The sequence below is a fragment of the Geodermatophilus sp. SYSU D00703 genome, from assembly GCF_054050155.1.
In genome coordinates this window covers 534,107-555,412 of sequence record NZ_JBJGYU010000001.1, presented here as the reverse complement: position 1 = coordinate 555,412, position 21,306 = coordinate 534,107, and the positions used below count along the sequence as shown (strand labels likewise).

At 72.4% G+C, this 21,306-nt stretch carries 24 protein-coding genes; 8 read left to right on the top strand and 16 right to left on the bottom strand.

From position 1 onward, the window contains the following. The first annotated feature begins 259 nt into the window (after positions 1-259). The gene (locus ACI782_RS02820; protein ID WP_456905845.1) at positions 260-1,159 is read left to right on the top strand and encodes a DUF4189 domain-containing protein; all 900 of its coding nucleotides are present in this window, start codon (positions 260-262) and stop codon (positions 1,157-1,159) included. Positions 1,160-1,175: 16 nt separating this feature from the next. On the opposite strand, the gene ACI782_RS02815 is transcribed toward ACI782_RS02820, so the two are convergent. Continuing rightward, positions 1,176-1,385 (bottom strand): hypothetical protein, encoded by a 210-nt coding sequence (locus ACI782_RS02815; RefSeq protein ID WP_456905843.1) that lies wholly within the window; start codon positions 1,383-1,385, stop codon positions 1,176-1,178. A 327-nt stretch (positions 1,386-1,712) separates the two neighbouring features. Here ACI782_RS02815 and ACI782_RS02810 point away from each other — a divergent pair, with 327 nt between their 5' ends. After that, positions 1,713-1,949: a hypothetical protein gene (locus ACI782_RS02810; protein WP_456905841.1), complete on the top strand. Its 237-nt coding sequence runs from the start codon at positions 1,713-1,715 to the stop codon at positions 1,947-1,949. A gap of 775 nt (positions 1,950-2,724) precedes the next feature. After that, complete coding sequence (locus tag ACI782_RS02805) at positions 2,725-3,144, top strand: hypothetical protein (protein ID WP_456905839.1); 420 nt, start codon at positions 2,725-2,727, stop codon at positions 3,142-3,144. Between the two features lie 20 nt (positions 3,145-3,164). On the opposite strand, the gene ACI782_RS02800 is transcribed toward ACI782_RS02805, so the two are convergent. From ACI782_RS02800 to ACI782_RS02790, 3 genes are all read right to left on the bottom strand, one after another. Then, positions 3,165-4,094 (bottom strand): restriction endonuclease, encoded by a 930-nt coding sequence (locus ACI782_RS02800; protein WP_456905837.1) that lies wholly within the window; start codon positions 4,092-4,094, stop codon positions 3,165-3,167. Between the two features lie 318 nt (positions 4,095-4,412). Beyond that, positions 4,413-5,621, bottom strand: a complete 1,209-nt coding sequence (locus ACI782_RS02795) for a PIN domain-containing protein (protein WP_456905835.1) — start codon at positions 5,619-5,621, stop codon at positions 4,413-4,415. An 84-nt stretch (positions 5,622-5,705) separates the two neighbouring features. Beyond that, on the bottom strand, positions 5,706-6,356 hold the full coding sequence (locus ACI782_RS02790; protein ID WP_456905833.1) for an ATPase, T2SS/T4P/T4SS family: 651 nt from the start codon (positions 6,354-6,356) through the stop codon (positions 5,706-5,708). A gap of 432 nt (positions 6,357-6,788) precedes the next feature. On the opposite strand from ACI782_RS02790, the gene ACI782_RS02785 reads away from it, so the two are divergent. Continuing rightward, entirely contained in the window at positions 6,789-7,049 is a 261-nt protein-coding gene (locus tag ACI782_RS02785; protein ID WP_456905831.1) for a hypothetical protein, read from the top strand. Positions 7,050-7,173: 124 nt separating this feature from the next. Here the strand turns inward: ACI782_RS02785 and ACI782_RS02780 are convergent, their stop codons facing one another. The 3 genes from ACI782_RS02780 to ACI782_RS02770 form a co-directional block, all read right to left on the bottom strand. Then, the gene (locus ACI782_RS02780) at positions 7,174-7,830 is read right to left on the bottom strand and encodes a class F sortase (RefSeq protein WP_456905829.1); all 657 of its coding nucleotides are present in this window, start codon (positions 7,828-7,830) and stop codon (positions 7,174-7,176) included. Next, entirely contained in the window at positions 7,827-8,489 is a 663-nt protein-coding gene (locus ACI782_RS02775) for a DUF4142 domain-containing protein (RefSeq protein WP_456905828.1), read from the bottom strand. Before ACI782_RS02775 ends, ACI782_RS02780 begins: the two co-directional genes overlap by 4 nt. Before the next feature lie 163 nt (positions 8,490-8,652). After that, a complete protein-coding gene (locus ACI782_RS02770) occupies positions 8,653-9,639 on the bottom strand; it encodes a helix-turn-helix domain-containing protein (RefSeq protein ID WP_456905826.1) in 987 nt (328 codons plus the stop codon). Between the two features lie 76 nt (positions 9,640-9,715). Here ACI782_RS02770 and ACI782_RS02765 point away from each other — a divergent pair, with 76 nt between their 5' ends. After that, the gene (locus tag ACI782_RS02765; RefSeq protein ID WP_456905824.1) at positions 9,716-10,387 is read left to right on the top strand and encodes a class I SAM-dependent methyltransferase; all 672 of its coding nucleotides are present in this window, start codon (positions 9,716-9,718) and stop codon (positions 10,385-10,387) included. 13 nt (positions 10,388-10,400) lie between these two features. Here ACI782_RS02765 and ACI782_RS02760 read toward each other — a convergent pair whose 3' ends face one another. From ACI782_RS02760 to ACI782_RS02740, 5 genes are all read right to left on the bottom strand, one after another. After that, entirely contained in the window at positions 10,401-11,213 is an 813-nt protein-coding gene (locus ACI782_RS02760) for an alpha/beta hydrolase (protein WP_456905822.1), read from the bottom strand. An 82-nt stretch (positions 11,214-11,295) separates the two neighbouring features. Further along, positions 11,296-11,859, bottom strand: a complete 564-nt coding sequence (locus tag ACI782_RS02755; protein ID WP_456905820.1) for a hypothetical protein — start codon at positions 11,857-11,859, stop codon at positions 11,296-11,298. Positions 11,860-12,008: 149 nt separating this feature from the next. Then, on the bottom strand, positions 12,009-13,559 hold the full coding sequence (locus ACI782_RS02750; RefSeq protein ID WP_456905818.1) for an acetolactate synthase large subunit: 1,551 nt from the start codon (positions 13,557-13,559) through the stop codon (positions 12,009-12,011). Between the two features lie 34 nt (positions 13,560-13,593). Continuing rightward, positions 13,594-13,926: an EthD family reductase gene (locus tag ACI782_RS02745; protein WP_456905816.1), complete on the bottom strand. Its 333-nt coding sequence runs from the start codon at positions 13,924-13,926 to the stop codon at positions 13,594-13,596. 83 nt (positions 13,927-14,009) lie between these two features. Continuing rightward, on the bottom strand, positions 14,010-14,948 hold the full coding sequence (locus ACI782_RS02740; protein ID WP_456905814.1) for an NADP-dependent oxidoreductase: 939 nt from the start codon (positions 14,946-14,948) through the stop codon (positions 14,010-14,012). Between the two features lie 175 nt (positions 14,949-15,123). Between ACI782_RS02740 and ACI782_RS02735 the strand changes: the two genes are divergently transcribed. After that, entirely contained in the window at positions 15,124-15,828 is a 705-nt protein-coding gene (locus ACI782_RS02735; RefSeq protein WP_456905812.1) for a DUF4230 domain-containing protein, read from the top strand. Positions 15,829-15,942: 114 nt separating this feature from the next. On the opposite strand, the gene ACI782_RS02730 is transcribed toward ACI782_RS02735, so the two are convergent. Then, the gene (locus ACI782_RS02730; protein WP_456905810.1) at positions 15,943-17,139 is read right to left on the bottom strand and encodes an acyl-CoA dehydrogenase family protein; all 1,197 of its coding nucleotides are present in this window, start codon (positions 17,137-17,139) and stop codon (positions 15,943-15,945) included. A 119-nt stretch (positions 17,140-17,258) separates the two neighbouring features. Between ACI782_RS02730 and ACI782_RS02725 the strand changes: the two genes are divergently transcribed. Further along, a complete protein-coding gene (locus tag ACI782_RS02725; RefSeq protein ID WP_456905808.1) occupies positions 17,259-17,609 on the top strand; it encodes a hypothetical protein in 351 nt (116 codons plus the stop codon). Between the two features lie 325 nt (positions 17,610-17,934). Beyond that, positions 17,935-18,294, top strand: coding sequence for a DUF4190 domain-containing protein (locus tag ACI782_RS02720; protein ID WP_456905806.1), 360 nt, complete (start codon positions 17,935-17,937; stop codon positions 18,292-18,294). 64 nt (positions 18,295-18,358) lie between these two features. Here ACI782_RS02720 and ACI782_RS02715 read toward each other — a convergent pair whose 3' ends face one another. From ACI782_RS02715 to ACI782_RS02705, 3 genes are all read right to left on the bottom strand, one after another. Further along, entirely contained in the window at positions 18,359-19,312 is a 954-nt protein-coding gene (locus ACI782_RS02715; RefSeq protein ID WP_456905805.1) for an HpcH/HpaI aldolase/citrate lyase family protein, read from the bottom strand. A 106-nt stretch (positions 19,313-19,418) separates the two neighbouring features. Then, positions 19,419-20,342, bottom strand: a complete 924-nt coding sequence (locus ACI782_RS02710; RefSeq protein ID WP_456905803.1) for a DMT family transporter — start codon at positions 20,340-20,342, stop codon at positions 19,419-19,421. Then, positions 20,339-21,214, bottom strand: coding sequence for a PhzF family phenazine biosynthesis protein (locus ACI782_RS02705; protein WP_456905801.1), 876 nt, complete (start codon positions 21,212-21,214; stop codon positions 20,339-20,341). The genes ACI782_RS02710 and ACI782_RS02705 overlap by 4 nt, the downstream gene beginning before the upstream one ends. Positions 21,215-21,306 lie beyond the last annotated feature (92 nt).

Sequence of the window (21,306 nt, the reverse complement as noted above, 5' to 3'; positions counted from 1 at the left end):
TGCCCCCGTGGCGCGCCAGTCGATGTGGCAGACAGTCGATGTGGCAGACCTGGGCGTGCGTCCCTGCAGGCCATTGGGGACGGGGAGCTGAGACGACGTCTTTGGGCGTGGGGCGGCGCTCGCTCTAGTCCCCGAGTCTTTTGGGCTCTGTACAGCCACCACCGAGGGGGCTAACTTGTGGCCCCTCACCGGGTGAGGAACTGAGCGTCTGAGACACATCCAGACATTCGCGTCGTCAACCCGGAGGAGGTCTCGCGTCATGCCTAGGATCGGATATGCGGATTGTCGCGCACCTCGAGGTCGATGGGTGCATGCGAGCCGGGACTGCAGTCGTTGCAGAGTTAGTAAACATTTGATGCGACGCCTGCCACTTGCTGCTGTAGCCATAGTGATTTCCGCCCTCATAACGCCGGCGACCGCTCAGGCCGCACAGCAGCAGGATTGGGGAGCCATCGCCTACTCGCCCTCTACGGGGGTAGCTGCGACAGCGCTCGCGAACGGATCTGACGAGGCTACGGTTGCAGCAGTGGATTCCTGCCGCAATTCCGGCGGCGGTGATGACTGCTGGGCACTACTGTGGTATTTCCAGGCCGTAGGTAAGCTCGCCCGGGCGTCCGACGGAAGTTACGGGTCAGGCTTCGGATACTCGGATGACCTCGCGGATGCCGACGAACGTGCAGAGCAAGAGGCCATAGGGGTCTGCGAATACTACGGTGGACGCGACTGCACTGTGATCCTCACGCACGTCACCGACGTTGTGTCGTCCTCTGGCGGAGGGCGAGCTTTGTCGGAGCCAAATCAAAACTTGTTCGACTACATTGACGACTTCAATTGGTGGCTCAATGCCTGTCTTCAGGGGGAACTCGACTTCGATCCTGGATGTCGGGAAGCCGCTCAAGAGGCCGCAAACGCAAACTTCAACATCACCACTATCCCCGAGTGCGTCACCCTGCACGCGGATGACCCGGTAGGGGTAATCACCTGTATCGGGTGGAGAATCTTTTGGACTCTCTGGACGCTCTGGTGGGAGTCGCCCTCAGCCACTGATGGGTCGGCCCCATCAGTGACTGAGGTGGACACAGCAATTATGGGAGGACTCGGGTCTAGCCCTGCAGGGGCACCCACGGTGGACTTTCGGGGCGCTCTGCAGGGTCGCTAGTTCCCCGGCGCCTGCATCAATCCGCGCGGTCGAGAATCTTGTCGTCCCAGGGGCTCTGCGTGGTGCTCCACACAAGCGAGGCGGCGTGCTCGCGGCCATCGGGCAACGTGACGCGCAGAAGCCCCTGATGGATGTCCTCGGCCGGCCCGTGACCGACGGGGCCCGTGCAACAAACCTCCCGGCCGGGGCTGACAGTGACGCGCGCCGGGCAGCGCTCCACGCTCATGAGGCATCACCGCAGTCCCGTGCCTCCACGGTGGCGGTCCACTCGAACCAAACGCGCCCCAGTCGGTCGAGGACCTCGGTTGGCCCCTCGACGGCCAAGGTTGTCCAGTCAGGCGTGACCCGGGCCGCGGTCGTCATGAAACGGAGCTGTCCGCGAAGGCCGGAGGTGACCCTGTCCCGGTCGCAGTACGGGAGCGCGGCGGCGGCCCGATAGATCACGAGGGCAGGTTGCCGTACCGGAACGCCAGTGGCACGAATCGGTCTCGTGTTGTCACTCGGCCGAGTCGCTCAGCATGTGAAGTCGCCCGGTCGGGTTACCCAGTTCAGCGTGACCACCGTCCCGATCCGGCTCCTTGAGGAACGCCGATACGACCCGCCCCGCGCCGTCGAAGTCGAACACGACGGCGAGTGGTGGCCTGGCCTGCAGCGGGCCTGGCGGCTCTGCGACGACGGCCGCGGATGGCGGGCTGACGTGGAGTACTCAGTGCAGTACGACTGGGGCATCGGGAAGCACCTGCCGACGGTGCCGCCGGAACGTGTGCGGCTCTTGGCTGCTCGCGACTGATCACCCATCGCCTTTTCCCGCACTAGGTCAATGCGCACCCTCACCTTCAGTCACGTTCGCTGGCGAGTCGAGAACCGCCCAGGTCGCTAGCGAGTCGAAGCAGTACTGTATGCCGTTCACTGACCCTGTCGACATCGCCGAAAAGGCGACTGTCAAGGAACTGGGACGTAGTCGACGGTCGGAGGACCCATGGGTCAGGCGCCGGCATCACCGCTCGGCAGGGTGCTCTACTTCGCGGGCTCTGCCGCCGGGGGAATTTTTCTGGCCACCTTCTGGTGGAACCTCTTCGTCGGTGACATTCTCTACAGTCTCGTGCGCTGTTTCAACGAAGGCTCAGCGACCTGCCCGCCAAAACCAACTTTCCCCTGGGCTTTCGTCATCGGTTCGGCGATCGTTGGATTAGCTCTCTCCCTGGCATCGTTTCTGACGGATCCCCAGTTGAGCACTGGTGGACCGGGAAATCGGCGACCCCCGCGACCGGGCCCCTCGTCGCCGCAGCACTCCAGGCCGTCCCCTCCACCCGGGTTTGAAACGGGAAGGACCACTGCGGACACAGGACCGCCAGGGCCCATACCGGCTCCGGCGCAGCCCCGGACTTCCGCCCCCCGCGGCGCTCGCAAGCCCCGCGGTGCTTTCTTGGCCGATCCGCGGTTCAACGGCCTGATGGGCGCCACGGCAGTCGTAGTGAGCGTCATCGCCCTGTTCAAGCCGGCGGGGTAGATTGCTTGCTGCGCCAGCTTCCCCCTGGGCATCACCACAGGAGGAGGCAGGAGCGTTGTCCGTCGAGAACCGGCTCTCGGCCGACCAGCTCGCCGCCCTCGAGCCCGGCGACACAGTCACCATCGAATCCGAGGCCAGCTTCGGCCGTCCGCGCCGCGCCGCCGGCACCGTCGTCCGCGTCACGGGGCCGGACATCGTCGTGAAGGTCCTAAGCCGGCACGGCGTCACGCATCAGGAGCGATACAGGCGCCGCGATGGCGTCCGCGTCGGCGGCGTCTCCCGCGCCGAGCTTGTTGGCGCCGACGCCCGCGATCCCTCAGCGACGTCCGAGGGGCGACATCGGGCGCAACGCATCCACAACCTCTACCGAAGCTGGAACCGCAACCCCAGCGATCTTGAGGCCCTGCGGCAACTGCACCGAGCGATAGGTGACTACCTAGTCGCCAATACCGAAGCATCTCAGCCCTCACAGTGAACAGCGGCGCTATTGCGAGGTCAGAAGCTGTCGAAGAAGTCCTCGTCAATTCTTTTGAGCGTAAAGGACTCCTCATCCTGGACGCCAATGTTGTGCAGCACCATCAGCTCTGAGAGCCGTTGACCGTCAATCAACACCAGGCGTGCAGGAACACGGTCGGCGTAGTCTCTCGCCTCCGCGGTGAAGCGACTGGTGGAGATGAAGACTCCACGGTCAGCCTGCGCACCATGGAGCGCTCCGACGAATGCCTGGATCTCGGGCCGGCCAACGGCATGGTCGGTCCCGTAGCGCTTGGCCTGCACGTACACGCGATCAAGTCCAAGTGCGTCCTGCCGGATGACCCCATCAAGCCCCTGATCACCGCCACGTCCCAGATGTTCGGCGGCCCCGGCACGTCCGCCGTAGCCCATGGCAGTCAGTAGTCGGAGCACCAACTGCTCGAGGAAGCTCGGGTCGCGCTCACGCACACGGTCGAGCAGTTCAGAAGCGACGGCCGAGTTGGCTTCCTCCACCGCCGTGACCAATTGCTCCCGAGGCGTTCTATGAGCAGGAGAACTCACAGACGTCGCGCTCGTCGTGGAAGGCGTCTGGTCGCCCTCCCGCTGACGAACCCGCATTTTGAACTCGAGGAACTCCGGGAACTGTGAGAGCACGGCGCCATCAATGCGCTCGTGCCCCTGTCCGAGCACCTGCCGGCCACGATCAGTGATCTGCATGACGCCGCGCCGAGGGCGGCGAATAAGCTCGGCTTGCGCCATATACGTCACTGCCCAATGAACCCGGCTGTTGAAGATCGGCGAGCCACTCGGCAACCGCTGCGCCAGGGCCTCCTCGCTCAATCCCAAGTCCGCAGCGAGCAAGGCGCGCACCTCGGCGGCAGGGTGCGGCTCGCCGTCGGCGACGGCTTGGAGGACCGGCAGCATGAGACTCTCGTAGTCGGGCACGCTCACGGCTGCACTCTCTCAGCAGGCTTGGCCGGGCCCATCACCGGTGTAGTGATCATGGCTGTCCAAGGTTCGCGGCAGAGCTGACCGATCATGGGACGCCAACGCTGGACGAGTCGCCGGCCGAGCTCAGGACATAGCAGGCATCATGATCGCCACTTTGGGAGCGATGGCGAGCCAGAGCCACGTCAACACGATGAGCCTCGTCGGCGCTACTGGACCCGGGGCATTGATACCGACCATGTCGTCGCGACCGGCCATGAGATGCCGTCGTGCATGTCCCGGCCCAGGGTCACCGTCGCGCCGTCCTACCCTGAATGACGGTCAGGAGTCGCCGTTGTCTTCTTCGTCTGACGGCGCTTCGTCCGCCACATCGCCCTCGGCATCCGGCGCATCGATCCGCTGAGACCTCTTCATTTCGATAAGAAGACGCCGCGCAGCGTCCTCATAATCAATATCAGCCAAGCTGCGCCGAATAGCGTCGCCAACAACGGCTCCAGGAGGAACAACCGGCGTGAGGTCGACTAGGTTTGACCAGTGGAGCATGGACTCGAGCATCGCTCTCTCTACAGCCCCCGTCGTGGAGTCGTTGTTGCTTATGAACACTTTCGAGGCCGGGCGCTGGGTCGCCTCTTCAATCGTTCCTTCAGACACCGTCGCTTGCAGCGCCTCCCTGGCGAGTATCAAAAAGCTTGCAACTGTGCTCACGTAGAAGTCGACACCCGCCTGGTCCTTGGCCTCGCGGATCAGCGCGGGGAGCGGCCCAACCGTGCGGCCACGCACCCGCAGGACCCAGTCCTCCTTGACGTCGTCCGAGATCAGGAGGACCGACTCTTCCTTCCGGACCTTGGCTTCATCGAGTATCTGGCGCCAAACGAAGAAGTCACCTGACGGGTCATCCTTCTTCGTGTCCTTGAATCCAGGCGGCACCTTCGCGTCAATGCGCTTCTTCGCCTCGGCCCGCAACTCCGTCGTTCGCCGCTCGGAGTAGGGTCTCCCCACCTTGCCAGCTAGCAGCTTCGTGAGCTCAGGAAGCAACGGGTCCGTACTCGAGGGGTGATCCGCCCACTCCCGGCCCTCGACGGCCGTGTCGAGCAGCTTTCGCACCTTGTTTTCGGTGCGTCTCAACATGCGCGTCAGCGTCCGTTTCTGCTCCTGGCTTAGCCCCTGAGTGCGCCCCAGGGCCTGTAGGCGCTCGCCGAGTTCGTTAAGAGTCTGGCTAGCATTTTCGGCCTCCTTCGCAAGCTCTTCGCGCATCTCCATGGCGACACTCAAACGGTTGCGCATGAACTCAGTGGCGACTTGGTCGGGGACGAAAAGGCGATCCTTCAACAGTCCCAGAACGGTCATGAGCTCGTCGCGAGCTTCGGCCCCGAAGCGGTATACGTGCAGCAGCACGTTCGTGTCCACGACAATCAGCCCCTCTATGAGGGCCGTCCTCTTGCCGCCGTCGGACAGCGGGGCATACTCCTCCCGGCCGTCGAACAGACCTCCGAGGCGCTCCACGGGCCCCTTCGGTTGGGTGTCTGCCATGGCTCAGGTCTAGCTCATGTTGCGGCCCTCGGCCTCCCAGGGAGTGCCGAGGCGGGGCCAGCTGCGCGAGCCATGCCTACCCGTCTAGTTGAGCAGCGTCGTCTTCCCCGCCTGGGTGCCGCCGGCGACCAGGGTGTTCAGCCCGGCGGCGACCGCCGCCTCCAGGAACCGCGCCGCCTGCACGGTCAGCGTGCCCAGACCGACCAGCTCGTCGAGCGAGTGCGCCTGCAGCACGAACTTGCGGATGTTCACCGCCATGTGCCGGCGGGTGATGTCCGGGATGACCACGTGCAGCCGCGAGCCGTCGGGCATCATCGCGTCGACGAACGGCATCGACATGTCGATCCGCCGTCCGGAGGTGCGCAGCATCCGCTCGACCAGGTCGGCCAGCTCGCCCGCACCGAGGATCGTGGTGGTCAGCTCGCTGCGGCCGCGGCGGGCGACGAACACCCGACCGGGCTCGTTGACCCAGATCTCCTCGACCTCCGGGTCGTCGAGGTAGCGCTGCAGCGGACCGAAGCCGGCCACCCGGTCCAGCACGTCCCGGACCACCGACTCCGGGTCCGCGATCGGCGGCAGCGCCGAGGTCAGGGACCGCTCGGAGTAGTCGGCGACGACGTCGCGCACGAGCACCCGCACCGGCGCCGGGTCGGTGACCGGGTCCAGGCCGCGACGGCGGATGAGCTCGCGCACCTCGCCGTCGACGACCTCCAGCGCACTGGTCGCAGTCGGCACGCCCACCCCCGTCGGCTGTGTCCAGATCCGGATTCCAGGACGACGGACTGTAGGAGAACGCAACCGTCCGCGGGGCGCGGATCCGACGGTCTGTGGACGACGCCGCGGGACTCCCACCCGCTCGGGTGTCACCCCCGGCCGGCCGACGTCACGCCGAGGAGGGACGGGCGTGACCGAGCGCACACCGGAGGCCGATCGGAGCAGGACCTGGGGGCCAGCCCGTGGGGGGCGGCATCCGGCCGCTCGGGGGCCTGCGTCCGGTCGAGCGGGGGTCAGCTCCCTTCAGCGGCGCCGCCGCCCACCCGACCCTGGTCGTGCAGGAACGGAACGGCACTCCGCTCCACCCGCGGAGGCCCTCCACCCGAGCGACCGCTCGCCCCCCACCCACGAGCAGGGCCGATCGCGCCCTGCCCGCACCCCCCAGGAGAACCCATGGCCCTTCGAAAGCGACCCCTGGTCCTGGCCGCCACCGCGGCCGCCCTGGGCATCGGCGGCGCGCTGCTGCCGGGCACGACCGCGATGGCCGGCACGCCCGACCAGACCGTCTCCGTCGCGGCGCCGGCGTCCCCGAGCATGACCACCGCGATGACCGGGACGCCCGCCGCGCAGACGGAGGACTACTGGTGCGAGTGGGTGTACGTCTGGGACGAGTGGGGGAACTGGGTCTACGTCGAGGAGTGCTACGACGACTGATGAGCCGCCCCGGCCATGGGCACGCTGTCGGCGGGGCCCCCGGCTGATCAGTCACCGTGTGGTGCTCGTGCTCTGCGTCCCCGCGGTACGCAGAGCACGAGCACCCGCACGTCGAGGGCCGGGCTCAAGCCGCCGGGACGGCCACCACCACGACGTTGTCCGCGTAGTTGCCCGTCCGCTCGTCGAAGGCGCCGCCGCAGGTGACCAGCGCCAGCTGCGGCGGACCGTCGGTGCGGAACAGCTCCGGCGGCAGCGCCGACTTCGGGACCGACGTCCGGGAGGCCACCTCGTACCGGTGCACGGCGCCGGCGGCGTCGGTCACCGCGACGGCGTCCCCCTCGTGCAGGGACAGCAGCCCCTCCAGCGGCCCGGCGCCGTAGCGCGCCGAGTCGACGTGCCCCGCGACGACCGCCGTCCCGGCGGGATCGCCGGGCGCCGCTCCCCCGGCGTACCAGCCGAGCACCGTCGGCCGCTCCGGCAGCTGCAGCGCGCCGGAGGCCAGCACGCCGACCGGCACCAGCGGCACCGGGTCCGGGGTGGTGGCCGGCGGCAGGGTGAGCGCCACCGGCGCCGGAGAGACCGGCGGCGGGGCCGGCGGCGGAGCGTCAGGGGCAGCCGACGGGCTTGCCGATGACGGCGGCGCCGGGGCCACCGCGGCGACCGGCGGCCCGATGTCGGGCGCGTCGGCCCGGGGCGGCACGCGGGTGAGCGCGAGCCCCGAGCCGACGAGCGCCACACCCGCGACGACCAGCACCAGGTGCCGGACGCGCGGGCCTCTCACGCGGCGGTCGCCCGCCGGCGCACCAGCCCCACGGTCCCGGCCGCGAGCGCGAGCGCGCCCACGCCGGTCAGCAGCCAGCCGGTGGTGCCGAGACCGTCGTCGGCCGCCTGACCACCCGTGCCGCCGGGCACCGAGGTCGGGACGCCGTACTTCTCCGCGGCGTTCCGCAGCTCGGCGAGGTGCTGCTCGACCACAGGGGTGGCCGCCCGCGCCAGCTCGAGCACGGTCTGGTCCGAGCCGTTCTGCAGCTCGCGCTGCGTGGCGGCCAGCGTCGTCGAGTGCGACCCGATCTGCTGGGCGATCCAGGCGGTGTCGAACGCCTGGCCCGAGTTCTGCTGCACCGAGGCGAGCTGTTGCTGCTGCTCGGCGGTCGGCTCGCCGGGCAGCTCGACGCCGAGCTGCTGCGCGGCCTGGGTGAGCTGCTGGTCGAGCTGGGTGTGCATCTGCACGAACATCGCGCCGAGGTCACGCACCTCGGGGGTCGTTGCCGCCTCCTGCGCGGCGTTGCCGGCGGCGATCTCGGCGAGGTTGCTCTGGTGGGCGGCCTGCATCCAGGTGACGTCCTGGTCCGACGGCGCGGCCAGGGCGGGGGTCGAGGTCAGGACGACGGCGCCGAGCGCCGCCACCGGGATGAGGACGAGACGGGACAGTCTGCGCATTCCGGAGAGCTCCGATGGATCGAACGGGTCACGGCCGGGGCGCCTCCTGCCCACCACCGCTGAAGGACGCCGCTCCGGTACCCGCGCAACTGTGTCTCACGCCACCAAACGGGGGACCATCGTCTCGGAACCGGTCGGATCGCGGGTCCGTCCCTCCCGCCCCTCACCGTGCCCTGGCCGCCCGACGCCACTCCTGCGGCGGGACGCCGTGTGCGGTGCGGAAGCGCCGGATCAGGTAGCCGGCGTCGCGGTAGCCCACCCGGCCGGCCACCGCCTGCACGGTCAGATCCGTCTCGGCCAGCAGCCGGCGGGCCTCGGCGAGCCGGCGCTCGGTGATCCACTGCTGCACGGTCCGGCCGGTGCGCCGGCCGACGACCGTGGTCAGGTGGCCGGGGGTCAGCCCGACGGCGTCGGCCACCTCGCGCAGCGAGATCGGCTCGGCGAAGCGCTGCTCGACCACGTCGAACACCGCGGCCAGCAGCGGCTCGTCCCGCAGCCGCAGGTGCCCGGGGACGTCGGCGGCGAGCCGGGCGAGGTCCACCAGCAGCAGGGTCAGGCAGGCCAGCGCCGCCTCGGCGTACCCCTCCCGCCGCTCGCGCATTTCGCGCTCGAGGTCGGCCAGCCGGCGCGACCACGCCGCCCGCTCGGCCTCCGGCACGCTCAGCCGCTGCACCCCGCCGGCCCGCCCGCCGACGAACGGGAACAGCAGCGGGTGCGCCCGCCAGGAGCCGAGGCTGCCGGGGCTGCGCCGCTCGACGGCGTCCGGCGGGAAGTAGACCGTCCAGACGACGGCGTCGGCGAGGTCGCCGGTGAGGTCCGGGGCGACCACCTCGCCGGGGGCCACCACGAACAGGTCACCGGGCGCGACCGGCCAGTCCCGGCCGTCCACCCGCAGCCGCCCGATCCCGCGCTCGACGAAGCCGAGCACGAGGAAGTCGTGCGCGTGCGGGCGGGACGGCGGCGCACCGGCGTGGTCGTGCGCGCCGTCGAAGCGGGTGACGGTCACCGGCGGCGCACCCGCCTCGCGCGCGTAGGAGTAGACCGGCGCGCCGTCGACCTGCCGCCCGCGGAGCAGCCGGCCCATCGGCTCGCGATCGTCGGAAGAACGTCCCATCCCGCCCGACGTCCCGCCCTTGTCCACCCCTTCCACAGCGCCGAGGGTAGTGACGGAGAGACCGAAGATGGTCCTGTCGCATCGACGGACCGAGCACCGAGGAGGCACCGACATGGGTGAGGTCAGCACACGGACCGCGGTGACCGGCGAGGAGCGCGAGTTCCTCCCCGGGATGGCCCGCGGGTGGCTGCTCCCCCTCTACGACCCGATGAGCCGGGTGCTCGGCGTCGACCGGATCCACCGCCGACTGGTCGACCAGGTCGAGCTGCGCCCCGGGCAGCGGGTGCTGGAGATCGGCTGCGGCACCGGCAGCCTGCTCCTGGCGGCCAAGCAGGCCCAGCCGGAGGCGGTCGCCGTCGGCCTCGACCCGGACCTCGCCGCGCTGGCCCGCGCCCGCCGCAAGGCCCGCCGCCGCGGCCTCGCCGTCCAGCTGGACCGCGGCTACGCCGACGCGCTGCCCTACCCCGACGGCAGCCTGGACGTCGTCCTCTCGTCGTTCATGCTCCACCACCTGCCCGACGACCAGCGCGAGTCCGCGATGCGTGAGGTGGTCCGGGTCCTGCGGCCCGGCGGCGCACTGCACCTGGTCGACGTCGGCGGCGGCGAGAACCCCGTCCACGGCCGGATCCGCTCCCGCGGGCACCGGCACGAGCACTCGCGACCGCACGCCGTCGACGGCATCCCGGACCTCCTCCGCCGGAACGGGTTCCCCGACGTCGTGGAGACCGGCTCCGGGGAGCACCGCCGGATCGGCCGGTACACCTACTTCCGCGCGACCACCTGAGCCGGGGCGCCGGTCACCGCCGGGCCAGCTCGACGACCGCGTCGACCAGCGCGTCGCCGTCCAGCAGCACCCGGTCGTTGTGGTCGGCGCCGGGCACCTCCACCAGCCGGTGCAGCGCGGCGGCGGCCGCGGCGACGGCGCGGCTCTGCTGCGGCGGCACGATCGAGTCGGCGTCCCCCAGCACGACCGTCGTCGGCACCCGCACCGTGGCGATCTGCTCGGCCACCGGGTAGCGGTCCCGCAGCAGGGCGCGCACCGGCAGGAACGGGTAGTGGACGCGGCCGACGGCGGCGAGGTCCACGAACGGCGAGCGCAGCACGAGGCCCGCCGGCGGGTGCTCGGTCGCCAGCTCCGTCACCACCGCGGCTCCCAGGCTCTCGCCCAGGTAGAGCAGCCGGCCCGGCGGCACCCCGGCCTCCTCGACGAGGTACGCCCGGGCGGCCCGGACGTCGCGCGCCAGGCCCTCCTCGCTGGGACTGCCCGGGTTCCCGCCGTAGCCGCGGTAGTCGAACAGCAGCACGGCGAGCCCGCGGTCGGACAGTGCCCGCGCCAGCGGGGCGCGCAGCCCGCGGTGCCCGCCGTTGCCGTTGGCGACCAGCACCGCGGGCGCGGCCGGGTCGGGTCCGGGTACGAACCAGGCCCCGAGGACCAGCCCGTCGCTGGTGGTCAGGACGACGTCCCGCCCGCCGGGCAGCACCGCCGCGGCGGCCGGCAGGGGACCGCCGGAGGGCAGGTAGACCAGCCGCCGCTGCAGCCCCCACAGCAGGCCGGTCAGCACCGCGAGAACCGCGACGACGACCACCGCCGCCCGCAGCAGGGCACGCACACCGCTCCCTCCCGGTCAGGACGACGCCGGCAGGACGGTTCGAGGACGTCCCCGGTCCGCCTCGCCGCCGTCACCGCCGGGATCAGGCGACGAAGCTGTCGCAGAGGTCGACGACGTCGGCGTCGAGCCGCAGGCCGTCCACTGCGGTGGACTCCCCGGTCGTGGGATCGACCGTCAGGCGCAGCAGGATCGTGCCCCCCTCGAAGTACATGAGGTGCGGCAGGCCGGCCTCGTCGGCCGCTGCCCGCTCGACGTCGTTGCCGGCGTAGAGCATCGAGGGTCCGCCGACCTCGAAGACCTCCTCGGTGCCGTCGGACGACATCAGGGCCCAGCTGGGCCCTGAGGTGTCCAACTCGTCGACGACGGCGCCGTCCGACTGCCGGGTGAGGTCGACCGTCCGTTCGCCACGGAACTCGATGAACGTGCTGCCGTCGCCCAGGACCTGCTGGCGGAACTCCGCCTCGCGGACGTCGCCGCCGGCGATCGTGACCACCGATCCGCAGGCCTGCACGTCGACCGGGTCGTAGAACTCCACCGGGACGGGAGCCCACCCGTCGTCGTCGGGTGGCTGGGCGTGCGCCGCCGAGGTCCCGCCCCCGGACAGCACCAGCACCCCCACCGCCGTGCCCACCAGGACTCGTCGCACCGCGACCACCTCCTCGCCGAGTCGGCCCCTCGGCCGCGGAGGGTAGGGAGTGACGCGGCGGCGCGCGCCGGTCGGAGGACCCGGGGGGCGCGGGGGCGCCGCGTTCCGTTCCCGCGCGTGCGGCGGGGGCTACGCGGCGCCGCCGCGGTTCAGCGGCGCCCCGGGAGGACCGCGTCGACCAGGTGCGGGCCGGGCTCGGCCAGCGCCTTCTGCAGCTGGTCGGCCAGCTCCTCCGCCGTCCTGGCCCGGGTCGCGGGCACGCCCATGCCACCGGCCAGCGCGACGAAGTCCAGGCCCGGGCCGCCCAGGTGCAGCAGCTGCCCGGCGCGCTCGCCGTCGCCCTGCGCGCCCACCCGGGACAGCTCGTGCTCGAGGATCGCGTAGGAGCCGTTGTCGCAGACGACCACCGTGACGTCGAGCTGCTCGCGGGCCATCGTCCACAGCGCCTGGAGGGTGTACATGGCGCTGCCGTCGGCCTGCAGCGCGAGCACCGGCCGGTCGGGGCAGGCCACCGCCGCGCCGACCGCCATGGGCAGCCCGTCGCCGATCGCCCCGCCGGTGAGTGACAGCCAGTCGTGCCGCGGCGCCCCGGAGGTCAGCTCGGCCAGGCCGACGCCGGAGGTGAGCGCCTCGTCGACGACGACCGCACCCTCCGGGAGCAGCGCCCCGACCACCGCGGCCATCGACCGCGGGGTGAGCTCACCGGCGGGGATCTCGGGGCGGGACGCCTCGAGCACCTCCGGCTGCGCGCCCGGCGCGGCGAGCTCGGCCAGGGCCCGCACCGCGGCCACGCCGTCCTCGCCGGGCGCGGCGAGCACGTGCACCGCGCAGTCTCCCGGCACCGGCGTGCCCGGCACCCCGGGATAGCCGAAGAAGTGCACCGGGGCCGTCGCGCCGGCCAGCACCAGGTGCGCCGTCCCGGCCAGCGCGGCCATCGCCAGCTCGGGCGGATAGGGCAGCTTGGCGACGTCCGGCAGGCCCGCGCCGCGGACCATCCGGGTGGGGAAGGTCTCCGTGACCAGCCGGGCGCCGGTGGACGCGGCGACCCGCCCCGCGGCCAGCAGCCCCTCCTCGCCGGCCACGACGTCCCCGCCGAGGAAGAGCACGGCGGGCTCCCCGGACGCCAGCGCGGTCGCGACGCCGGAGACGACGGAGTCGGCCACCCGCGGTGCCGGCCGCACCGGCAGCGGGTCGGCCGGCGCGGCGCCGTCCTCCCAGGAGACGTCGGCGGGCAGGACGAGCGTGGCGACCGTCCCGCGGGCGGCCGCGGCGACCGCTTCGGCGGCGTCGGCGGCGACGTCGGCCGGGGACAGCGAGCGGCGCACCCAGCCCGACACCGCCCCGGCCAGCGCGTCGACGTCGGACTCCAGGGGCGCGTCCAGCCGCTTGTGCGAGCGGGCGTGGTCGCCGACGACGTTGACCACCGGCGCTCCCCCGCGCCGCGCGTTGTGCAGGTTGGCCAGGCCGTTGCCCAGGCCCGGACCGAGGTGCAGCAGGGTCGCCGCAGGGCGGCCGGCCATCCGGGCGTAGCCGTCGGCCGCGCCGGTGGCCACCCCCTCGAAGAGGGTCAGCACCCCGCGCATCTCGGGCACGTCGTCCAGCGCGGCGACGAAGTGCATCTCCGAGGTGCCGGGGTTGGCGAAGCAGACGTCGACGCCGGCCGCGACGAGCGTGCGGATGAGCGCCTGCGCGCCGTTCACCGGGCCTCCCGCGCGGCGCCCCGCTGCACCGCCGTCACGGCACGTACGGCATGCCGGCCTTGATCTCGTGCACCTCGAAGTGGGCCATCGTCGCCCCGCCGGTGGCGAAGTTGCCGACGTCGGCCGCCGCGGCCTTGCCCTCGGGCGACGCGAACGCCTTGCCCATCGCCTCCTCGGACTCGAAGTCCAGCTCCGCGACGAGGTAGGGCACCTGCTGCGACGGGTCCAGCGCCTGGGCGTGGCCGGTGGCGAACCGGATGACCCCCGGCATCCCCATCGCCAACGGGACGTGCGTGTCGCGGTAGTACTCGTCGAACGCCCCCGGGTCCTGGGGCTGTCCGTAGCTGACCACGAGCCTGTGCACCATGTGCGCACCCTCCGATCCGGCCCGGGCCCCGCTGCCCGGGAGTGGCCCCCACCCTGGCAGGTCGGAGGCCACTCCCGCGACCGCTAGAACGTGATGACCAGGCGTCCGCGGATGCCGCCGGCCTCGAGCAGCCGGTGCGTCTCGGCGCCCTGCTCGGCGGGGAGGGTGCGCGCCACGCGCAGGGACACGACGCCCTGCTCGGCCAGCTCGCGCAGCCCGTCCAGCCTCGCCCCCTCCTCGGCGTACTGGCGGACCATGACCGGGTGCACCCGCAGCCCGCGCTGCCCGTCGCCCCGGTAGCCGCGGACGGTGGCGACCGTGCCGCCGTCCTTCACCGCGGGCAGCACCAGCGCGTCCTGCACCGCGCCGTCGGCCAGGCCGTCGACGCCGTCGGGGTAGCGCTCCCGGATCCGCTCCGCGACGTCGTCCCCGCGCCGGACGACGACGTCGGCGCCGAGGTCGCGGACCAGTTGCTCGTCGGCCTCCGAGGCGTCGGCGACGACGGTGAGCCCCTCGTTCTTCGCCAGCTGGACCACGTAGCCACCGAACGCCCCCGCGGCGCCGGTGACGGCGAGCACCTGGCCGGGCCGCAGCGCCATGCGGTCGAGCGCCAGCCGCGCGGTGAGCCCGTTCATCGGCAGGGTCGCCGCCTCCGCGTCGGAGCCGTCCTTGGGAGAGCGGGCCACCGACCCGACCGGGACGACGAGGTCCTCGCGGTAGCCGCCGTGCGCCCCCGAGGGCAGCACGATCGCCATCACCCGGTCGCCGACCCGCAGGTCGGTCTCCACCCCCGGGCCGATCCCGGCGAGCACGCCGGCCGCGTCCATCCCCGGCACCTTCGGCATCTCCTTGACCACGTCCCGCTCGGCGTACACGCCGTTGCGCACGTAGGTGTCCGTGGGGTTCACGGTCGCGGCGGTCACCCGCAGCCGGACCTGTCCCGGCCCCAGCGGCTCGGCCGGGACGTCGACGACGTGCAGGGCCTCCGGACCCCCGTACTCGGTCACTCCGACAGCTCTCATGGCCCCACCCAACACCCCACGTGCGGCCGCCTTCCCCGCCCCTCCGCACAGCGGAACCGGCCGCTGTGTCCTGCAGGACCCGCGAGGCGCGAGGAACGCCCGCGCCGGACGGGAATGCGGCGGACGTGGCCGTCGCTGAACAGGGCACTCCCCTTCCGATCGTGAGAGGCCGCGCATGCCCGCTCTGCTGCAGCACCGCCCCACTCCCGTTCCGACGGAGGGGACGCCGCGCCGGCGACGGCTCCCGCGCCGGCTGGTCGCGGCCGGGGTCGGGGTGGCGGTGCTCGTCCCGGTCGCCGCCCAGGTGCGCGACTGGCTGCCGGGCAACCCGCTCGAGCAGCAGGTGGTCGACCGCAGCACGACCCCGCTGCTGCTCGCGCTCGACGACCTGCACGAGTACCACGCCGCGACCGGCACCTTCCAGGTCGTCGTCGACCGCGAGGTGGACACCCGCTACGTCCCGTCGGTGATCAGCGGCGAGCGGGTCAGCTTCCTGGCCACCGGTACCGCCGACGCCTACGTCGACTTCGAGGGCCTGGACGCCGGCCGGGTGGACCTCTCCCCCGACGGGACCTCGGCCACCATCGAGCTGCCGGCCCCGCGCATCGCGGAGGTGCGGGTCGACCCGGCCCAGAGCCGGGTGCTCGACCGCGACCGCGGGCTGCTGGACCGGGTCGGGGACGCGCTCGGCGAGGGCGCCACCGACGACTCCGAGCTCTACGCCCTGGCCGAGGAGCGGCTGGCCGGGGCCGCGGCCGCCAGCGACCTGGTCGACCGCGCCGAGGACAACACCCGCGAGATGCTGACCACCCTGGCCGGGTCGCTCGGCGTCGAGCAGGTCGAGGTCCGCTTCGCGGAGGCCCCTGGCGCGGCCGGCTGACGTCCTCCCCGGCACGCTCGTGCTCTGCGTGCGCCGCGCACGCGGAGCACGAGCACCCGCAGGACATCCGTCGGCCCCGGTCCCCCCGCGACAGAGGGACCGGAGCGGTGTGCGTCAGCGCTTGAGCGCGTACTCCTTGAGCAGGCCCCGGCTGATGATCGTCTTCTGGATCTCGCTGGTGCCCTCGCCGATGAGCAGGAAGGGCGCCTCGCGCATGAGCCGCTCGATCTCGTACTCCTTGGAGTAGCCGTAGCCGCCGTGGATGCGGAACGACTCACTCGTCACCTCGGCGGCGTACTCGCTGGCCAGCAGCTTGGCCATGCCGGCCTCGACGTCGTTGCGCGACCCGGCGTCCTTGAGCCGCGCGGCGCGCACCATCATCGCGTGGGCGGCCTCGACCTTGGTCGCCATCTCGGCGAGCTTGAACGCGATCGCCTGGTGCTGGGCGATCGGCTTGCCGAAGGTCTCCCGCTGCTGGGCGTACTCGATGGCCAGCTCGAAGGCCCGGATGGCGATGCCGCACCCGCGGGCGGCGACGTTGACCCGGCCCACCTCGACGCCGTCCATCATCTGGGCGAAGCCGCGGCCCGGCGTCCCCCCGAGGACGTGCTCGGCCCCGATGCGGAACCCGTCGAACACCAGCTCGGTGGTGTCCACGCCCTTGTAGCCCATCTTGTCGATCTTGCCGGGGATGGTCAGCCCGGGGAGCACCTCCCCGAAGCCCGCGGGCTTCTCGACGAGGAGGGTCGTCAGGTTCTGGTGCGGCTTCTCCGCGCCCTCGTCGGTGCGGACGAGTGCGGCGACGAGGGTGGAGCTGGCGCCGTTGGTCAGCCACATCTTCTGGCCGTCGACGACGTAGGCGTCGCCGTCGCGGACCGCCTTGGTGCGGATGCCGGCGACGTCGGACCCCAGCCCGGGCTCGGACATCGAGAACGCCCCGCGCACCTCGCCGGCGGCCATGCGCGGCAGCAGGCTCTGCTTCTGCTCCTCGGTGCCGTGCTGGATGACCATGTACGCCACGATGAAGTGGGTGTTGATGACGCCGGAGACGCTCATCCAGCCGCGGGCGATCTCCTCGACCGCCAGCGCGTAGGTCAGCAGCGACTCGCCGAGGCCGCCGTACTCCTCGGGGATGGTGAGCCCGAAGACGCCCAGCTCCTTCAGGCCCTCGACGATCTCGGTGGGGTAGACGTCGCCGTGCTCGAGCTCCTGCGCGTTCGGGATGATCTCCTTGTCCACGAAGCTCCGGACCGTCGCCAGGATCTCCTGCTGGACGTCGGTCAGGTCGGCGGTCTGGGCCAGGCGGGTCATCGCGCTCCTCCGGGACTCCGGTGTCCGTGGTTACCGGTGAGTATGGAGCACCCGGCCGAGCGCCCGGGTGGTCCCCGTTCCACCGACCGCGTCCGGGGACCCGGGTTAGCGTCGCCGGGGTGAGGTCCCCGGCCGCCGCGCTCGCCGCCGTCCTGCTGCTCGCCGGCTGCGGCACGGGCGACGCCCCGCAGGAGGAGCCGGCACCGGCCGAGGCCGAGCAGTCCGCCGCCGCGGCGGCCGACCCCGCGGCCGCGACCAGCCCCGACGAGGCGGCCCTGGCGGTCGCGCTGCGGGCGAGCGACCTGCCGGCGGGCTGGTCGGTGCAGGCCAACCCGGTCGCGGACGGCGACCTGTCCGACGACCCGAGCCTGTCGGGCATCTGCGGCGTCGCCTTCGCCTCCGAGGAGCACCGGACGGCGAAGCACCCCGTCGTCGGCCTCGACCCGCAGGGTGGAGCCGCACTGGTCTAGGAGGCGATCGCCTACGACTCGGCCGCGTCCGGCGAGCTGGCCCTGACCGAGCTGCGCGACGCCTTCGAGTCCTGTCCGGCCGGGGACCGGGTCCTCGTCGAGCCGCCGGTCGTCGACGGCCTGGCCGGCACCGTCGTCCTGGCGCGCTACCGGCTGGAGGACGGCACGACGCAGGACGTCCTCGCCCAAGGGCGTGGCGCGGTGGTGTCGGTGCTCATCGCGGAGGACCCTGCGGTGGGCGCGACGGCGGCACGGGCCGTCGCCGGCCGGATGGCCGCCCTGCCCGGGGCAGCGGTCGACCGGTGACCCGCGAGGAGAGGACACGATGAGCACGCAGCACGACGGGCTGTACCGGGGCGATCCCCCGCCGCCTCCGCCGCCCGGCTACGCCCCGCCCCCGGGCTACGGTCCCCCGCCCGGCTACGGCCCGCCGCCGGGCTACCACCGGCGGCCGACCAACACCCTCGCGATCCTGGCGCTGGTCATGGCCTTCGTCTTCGCCCCGGCCGGGCTGGTCCTCGGCATCGTGGCGCGCCGGCAGATCCGGGAGACCGGCGAGGAGGGTGAGGGCCTGGCCCTGGCCGGGGTCATCGTCGGGGCCGTCGCCTGCGCGCTGGTCGCGCTCGTCGTCGTGCTGTGGTTCGTGGCGCTCGCCTCGCTGTCGAGCGTCTCCTTCGGCCCCTGAGGCGCGCGGCCCCGTCCTCCCTGCCCCGAGCCTGCACGGGGCAGGGAGGAGGGCTAGGGCTCTCTCAGCCTTCCGGCGGGGTGAAGGAGGACGTCCGCTGCAGGCCGGCGGCGCGGCCCTTGCCGGCGATGACCAGCGCCATCTTGCGGCTGGCCTCGTCGATCATCTCGTCGCCGAGCATGGCCGAGCCCTTGGCGCCCCCCGCCTCGGAGGTGTGCCACTCGTAGGCGTCGAGGATCAGCTCGGCGTGGTCGTAGTCCTCCTGGGACGGCGCGTAGATCTCGTTGGCCGCGTCGATCTGGCCGGGGTGGAGCACCCACTTGCCGTCGAAGCCGAGCACCGCCGAGCGCTTGGCCACCTCGCGGAAGGCGTCGACGTCGCGGATCTGCAGGAACGGGCCGTCGATGGCCTGCACGCCGCGGGCGCGGGCGGCCATGAGGATGGTCATGAGGATGTGGTGGAACGGGTCGCCGGCGTAGTCCGGGTGCAGGGCGCCGACCATGAGCGACTTCATGTTGATGCTGGCCATGAAGTCGGCCGGGCCGAAGATGATCGTCTCGATCCGCGGACTGGCGAACGCGATGGCGTTGACGTTGATCAGGCCCTGCGCGTTCTCGATCTGCGCCTCGATGCCGATCCGGCCCACCTCGAGGCCGTTGGCCTTCTCGATCTGGGCGAGCAGCAGGTCCAGCGCCTGCACCTGCGCGGCGTCGACCACCTTCGGCAGCATGATGCAGTCGAGGTCCGCGCCGGCGCCCTCCACGACCTCGATCACGTCGCGGTAGGTCCACTCCGTCGTCCAGTCGTTGACCCGGACCGTGCGGATCTTCTCGCCCCAGCCGCCCTCGTTGAGGGCCGCGACGATGTTCTTCCGGGCGCCGGGCTTGGCCAGCGGCGCGCAGGCGTCCTCCAGGTCGAGGAACACCTGGTCGGCCGGCAGCCCCTTCGCCTTCTCCAGGAACCGGGGGTTGCTGCCCGGGACGGCCAGGTTGGAACGACGGGATCGGAGCTCGGCCACGGTGCCTCCGCGATCTCGGTGGTCGGTTCTCGGAGGGTAGCCAGCGGCGGCCCCGTCCAGGGCACCGCCCCGAGCTCGCGAGGGGTGGGGAGGACGGGGTCCTTCCTCAGGTGCCGGGCTCGACCAGCGTCGAGGGCCGGCTGGCCCGGACCACCATCGCCACCCCGGCGACGACGAGCGCCACCCCGGGCAGCGCCAGCAGCGGCGGCACCTGGCCGAGCAGCACCAGCGCGAACAGCAGCGCGCCGGGCACCTCGAGGAGCACCACCAGGCTGACCATCGTCGGCCCGACCGAGGAGAGCACCAGGTTGAGCAGCGTGTGCCCGAGCAGCTGCGCGCAGAAGGTGATCGCGGCGATCAGCAGCCAGTCCCGCGCGCTGAACCCCGCGAGCGGCACCCCGACGACGGCGGCCGACACCGCGATCGCTGCCGCGCACACCGAGTAGCAGACCACCGCGTACGCCGAGGTCGACAGCCGCTGCCGCGCCCGGGCGCCGGCCAGCACGTACCCGCCGGCGCAGATGGCCCCCAGCAGGGCCAACCCGTCCCCGGCCAGCGCCCGCAGGCTGACCGTGACGTCCACCCCGGCGATCAGCGCGACGCCGAGGACGGCGAGCACCAGGCCCGCCCAGACGGCCGCGGACAGCCGCACCCCGCTGACGCGGGCGGCCAGGGCGGTCCAGATGGGCGTGGTGGTGACCAGCGCCGTGGATGCGGCCACCGTGGTCATCGACAGGCTGGGCAGCCAGGCGGCGAAGTGCGCGGCGAGGAACAGCCCGGCGACGACCGAGCTGCCCAGGTCGCGCGGCCGCAGCCCGGCCAGCACCGAGCGCTCGCGCAGCAGCAGCACCGGCAGGAGCACCGCGACGCCGCCCACGTTGCGCCAGAACGCCAGCGCCAGCATCGGCGCGGTCAGCAGGGTGGTCAGCGGCGCGGACAGGGAGATCCCGATGACCGCGACCGCCATGATCCCGACGTCCCGGCCGCCGGGCCGGTGGACCGCCCAGGCGGCCGACGCCGGAGCGCTCAAGGCACGTGGATCCGGCCGCGCGCGACCGGGCGGACCGCACCCTGCACGGTGGCACCGACCGCGCGACCCTCGGAGGCGGTGACGGTGCAGGACAGCACCGACGGCCGGCCCATCGCCTCGCCCTGCCGGACGACGTAGGACGACGTCCCGTCGGGGGCCAGCAGGCCGGCGGCGACCAGGCACACCCCGGTGCCGAGGGCGGCTGACCCGGTCGCCGGGTCCTCGCCCCAGGCCAGGTCGTTGGCGAACACCCGCGCGTAGGCCGTCGAGGTCGCGCCGTCCCAGGAGAGCACCGAGACGCCCTCCCCGACCCCGAGCTCACCGAGCAGGGCGGGCACCGGCGCGGCGTCGTCGACGACCTCGCGGCGCACGGCGAGGAACGCGAACGGCAGGCCGCACCCGGCGACGTGCGCGGGCACCCCCACGGCGTCGGCGGCCGACAGCCCGACGGCCTCGGCCAGCGCGCCGGGCTCCGGGCCGTCCTCCAGGGTCGGGCGACCGCCGGAGAGCGTCGCGCCGTCGCCGTCGACGACGACGTCCAGGATCCCGGCGCCGCACTCCTGCCGGACCGTCCCGGCGGGCAGCCGCCCGGCCCGCACCAGGGTGTGCGCCGCACCGACGCTCGGGTGCCCGGCGAAGGGCAGCTCGGCGTACGGCGTGAAGATGCGGACCCGGTAGCTGGCGTCCGACCCCTCGGTCGGCGCGCACAGGAACGAGGTCTCCGACAGGTGGAACTCGTTGGCCAGCGCCTGGCACTGCTCGGTGCTCAGCGCGTCGGCGTCGAAGACCACGGCCAGCGGGTTGCCGGCGAAGGCCCGCGGGGCGAAGACGTCGACGATCTCGTACTCGAGCTCGGCTCCGGGGGACGACACGGCCCCGACGGTAGCCTCAGCCGTCGGGACGCGGGCCGCGCGGTCCCGCCCGGACGACCGCACCCCGGCTGCCGGCCGACGTGCGCCAGCGA

Excerpts from the sequence above, each read along its gene's own strand:
- ACI782_RS02765 (WP_456905824.1), top strand. The coding sequence starts at position 9,716 with ATGGGTGAGGTCAGCACACGGACCGCGGTGACCGGCGAGGAGCGCGAG.
- ACI782_RS02820 (WP_456905845.1), top strand. The coding sequence starts at position 260 with ATGCCTAGGATCGGATATGCGGATTGTCGCGCACCTCGAGGTCGATGG.
- ACI782_RS02735 (WP_456905812.1), top strand. The coding sequence starts at position 15,124 with ATGCCCGCTCTGCTGCAGCACCGCCCCACTCCCGTTCCGACGGAGGGG.
- ACI782_RS02730 (WP_456905810.1), bottom strand. The coding sequence starts at position 17,139 with ATGACCCGCCTGGCCCAGACCGCCGACCTGACCGACGTCCAGCAGGAG.
- ACI782_RS02815 (WP_456905843.1), bottom strand. The coding sequence starts at position 1,385 with ATGAGCGTGGAGCGCTGCCCGGCGCGCGTCACTGTCAGCCCCGGCCGG.
- ACI782_RS02775 (WP_456905828.1), bottom strand. The coding sequence starts at position 8,489 with ATGCGCAGACTGTCCCGTCTCGTCCTCATCCCGGTGGCGGCGCTCGGC.
- ACI782_RS02740 (WP_456905814.1), bottom strand. The coding sequence starts at position 14,948 with ATGAGAGCTGTCGGAGTGACCGAGTACGGGGGTCCGGAGGCCCTGCAC.
- ACI782_RS02720 (WP_456905806.1), top strand. The coding sequence starts at position 17,935 with ATGAGCACGCAGCACGACGGGCTGTACCGGGGCGATCCCCCGCCGCCT.
- ACI782_RS02745 (WP_456905816.1), bottom strand. The coding sequence starts at position 13,926 with ATGGTGCACAGGCTCGTGGTCAGCTACGGACAGCCCCAGGACCCGGGG.
- ACI782_RS02785 (WP_456905831.1), top strand. The coding sequence starts at position 6,789 with ATGGCCCTTCGAAAGCGACCCCTGGTCCTGGCCGCCACCGCGGCCGCC.
- ACI782_RS02795 (WP_456905835.1), bottom strand. The coding sequence starts at position 5,621 with ATGGCAGACACCCAACCGAAGGGGCCCGTGGAGCGCCTCGGAGGTCTG.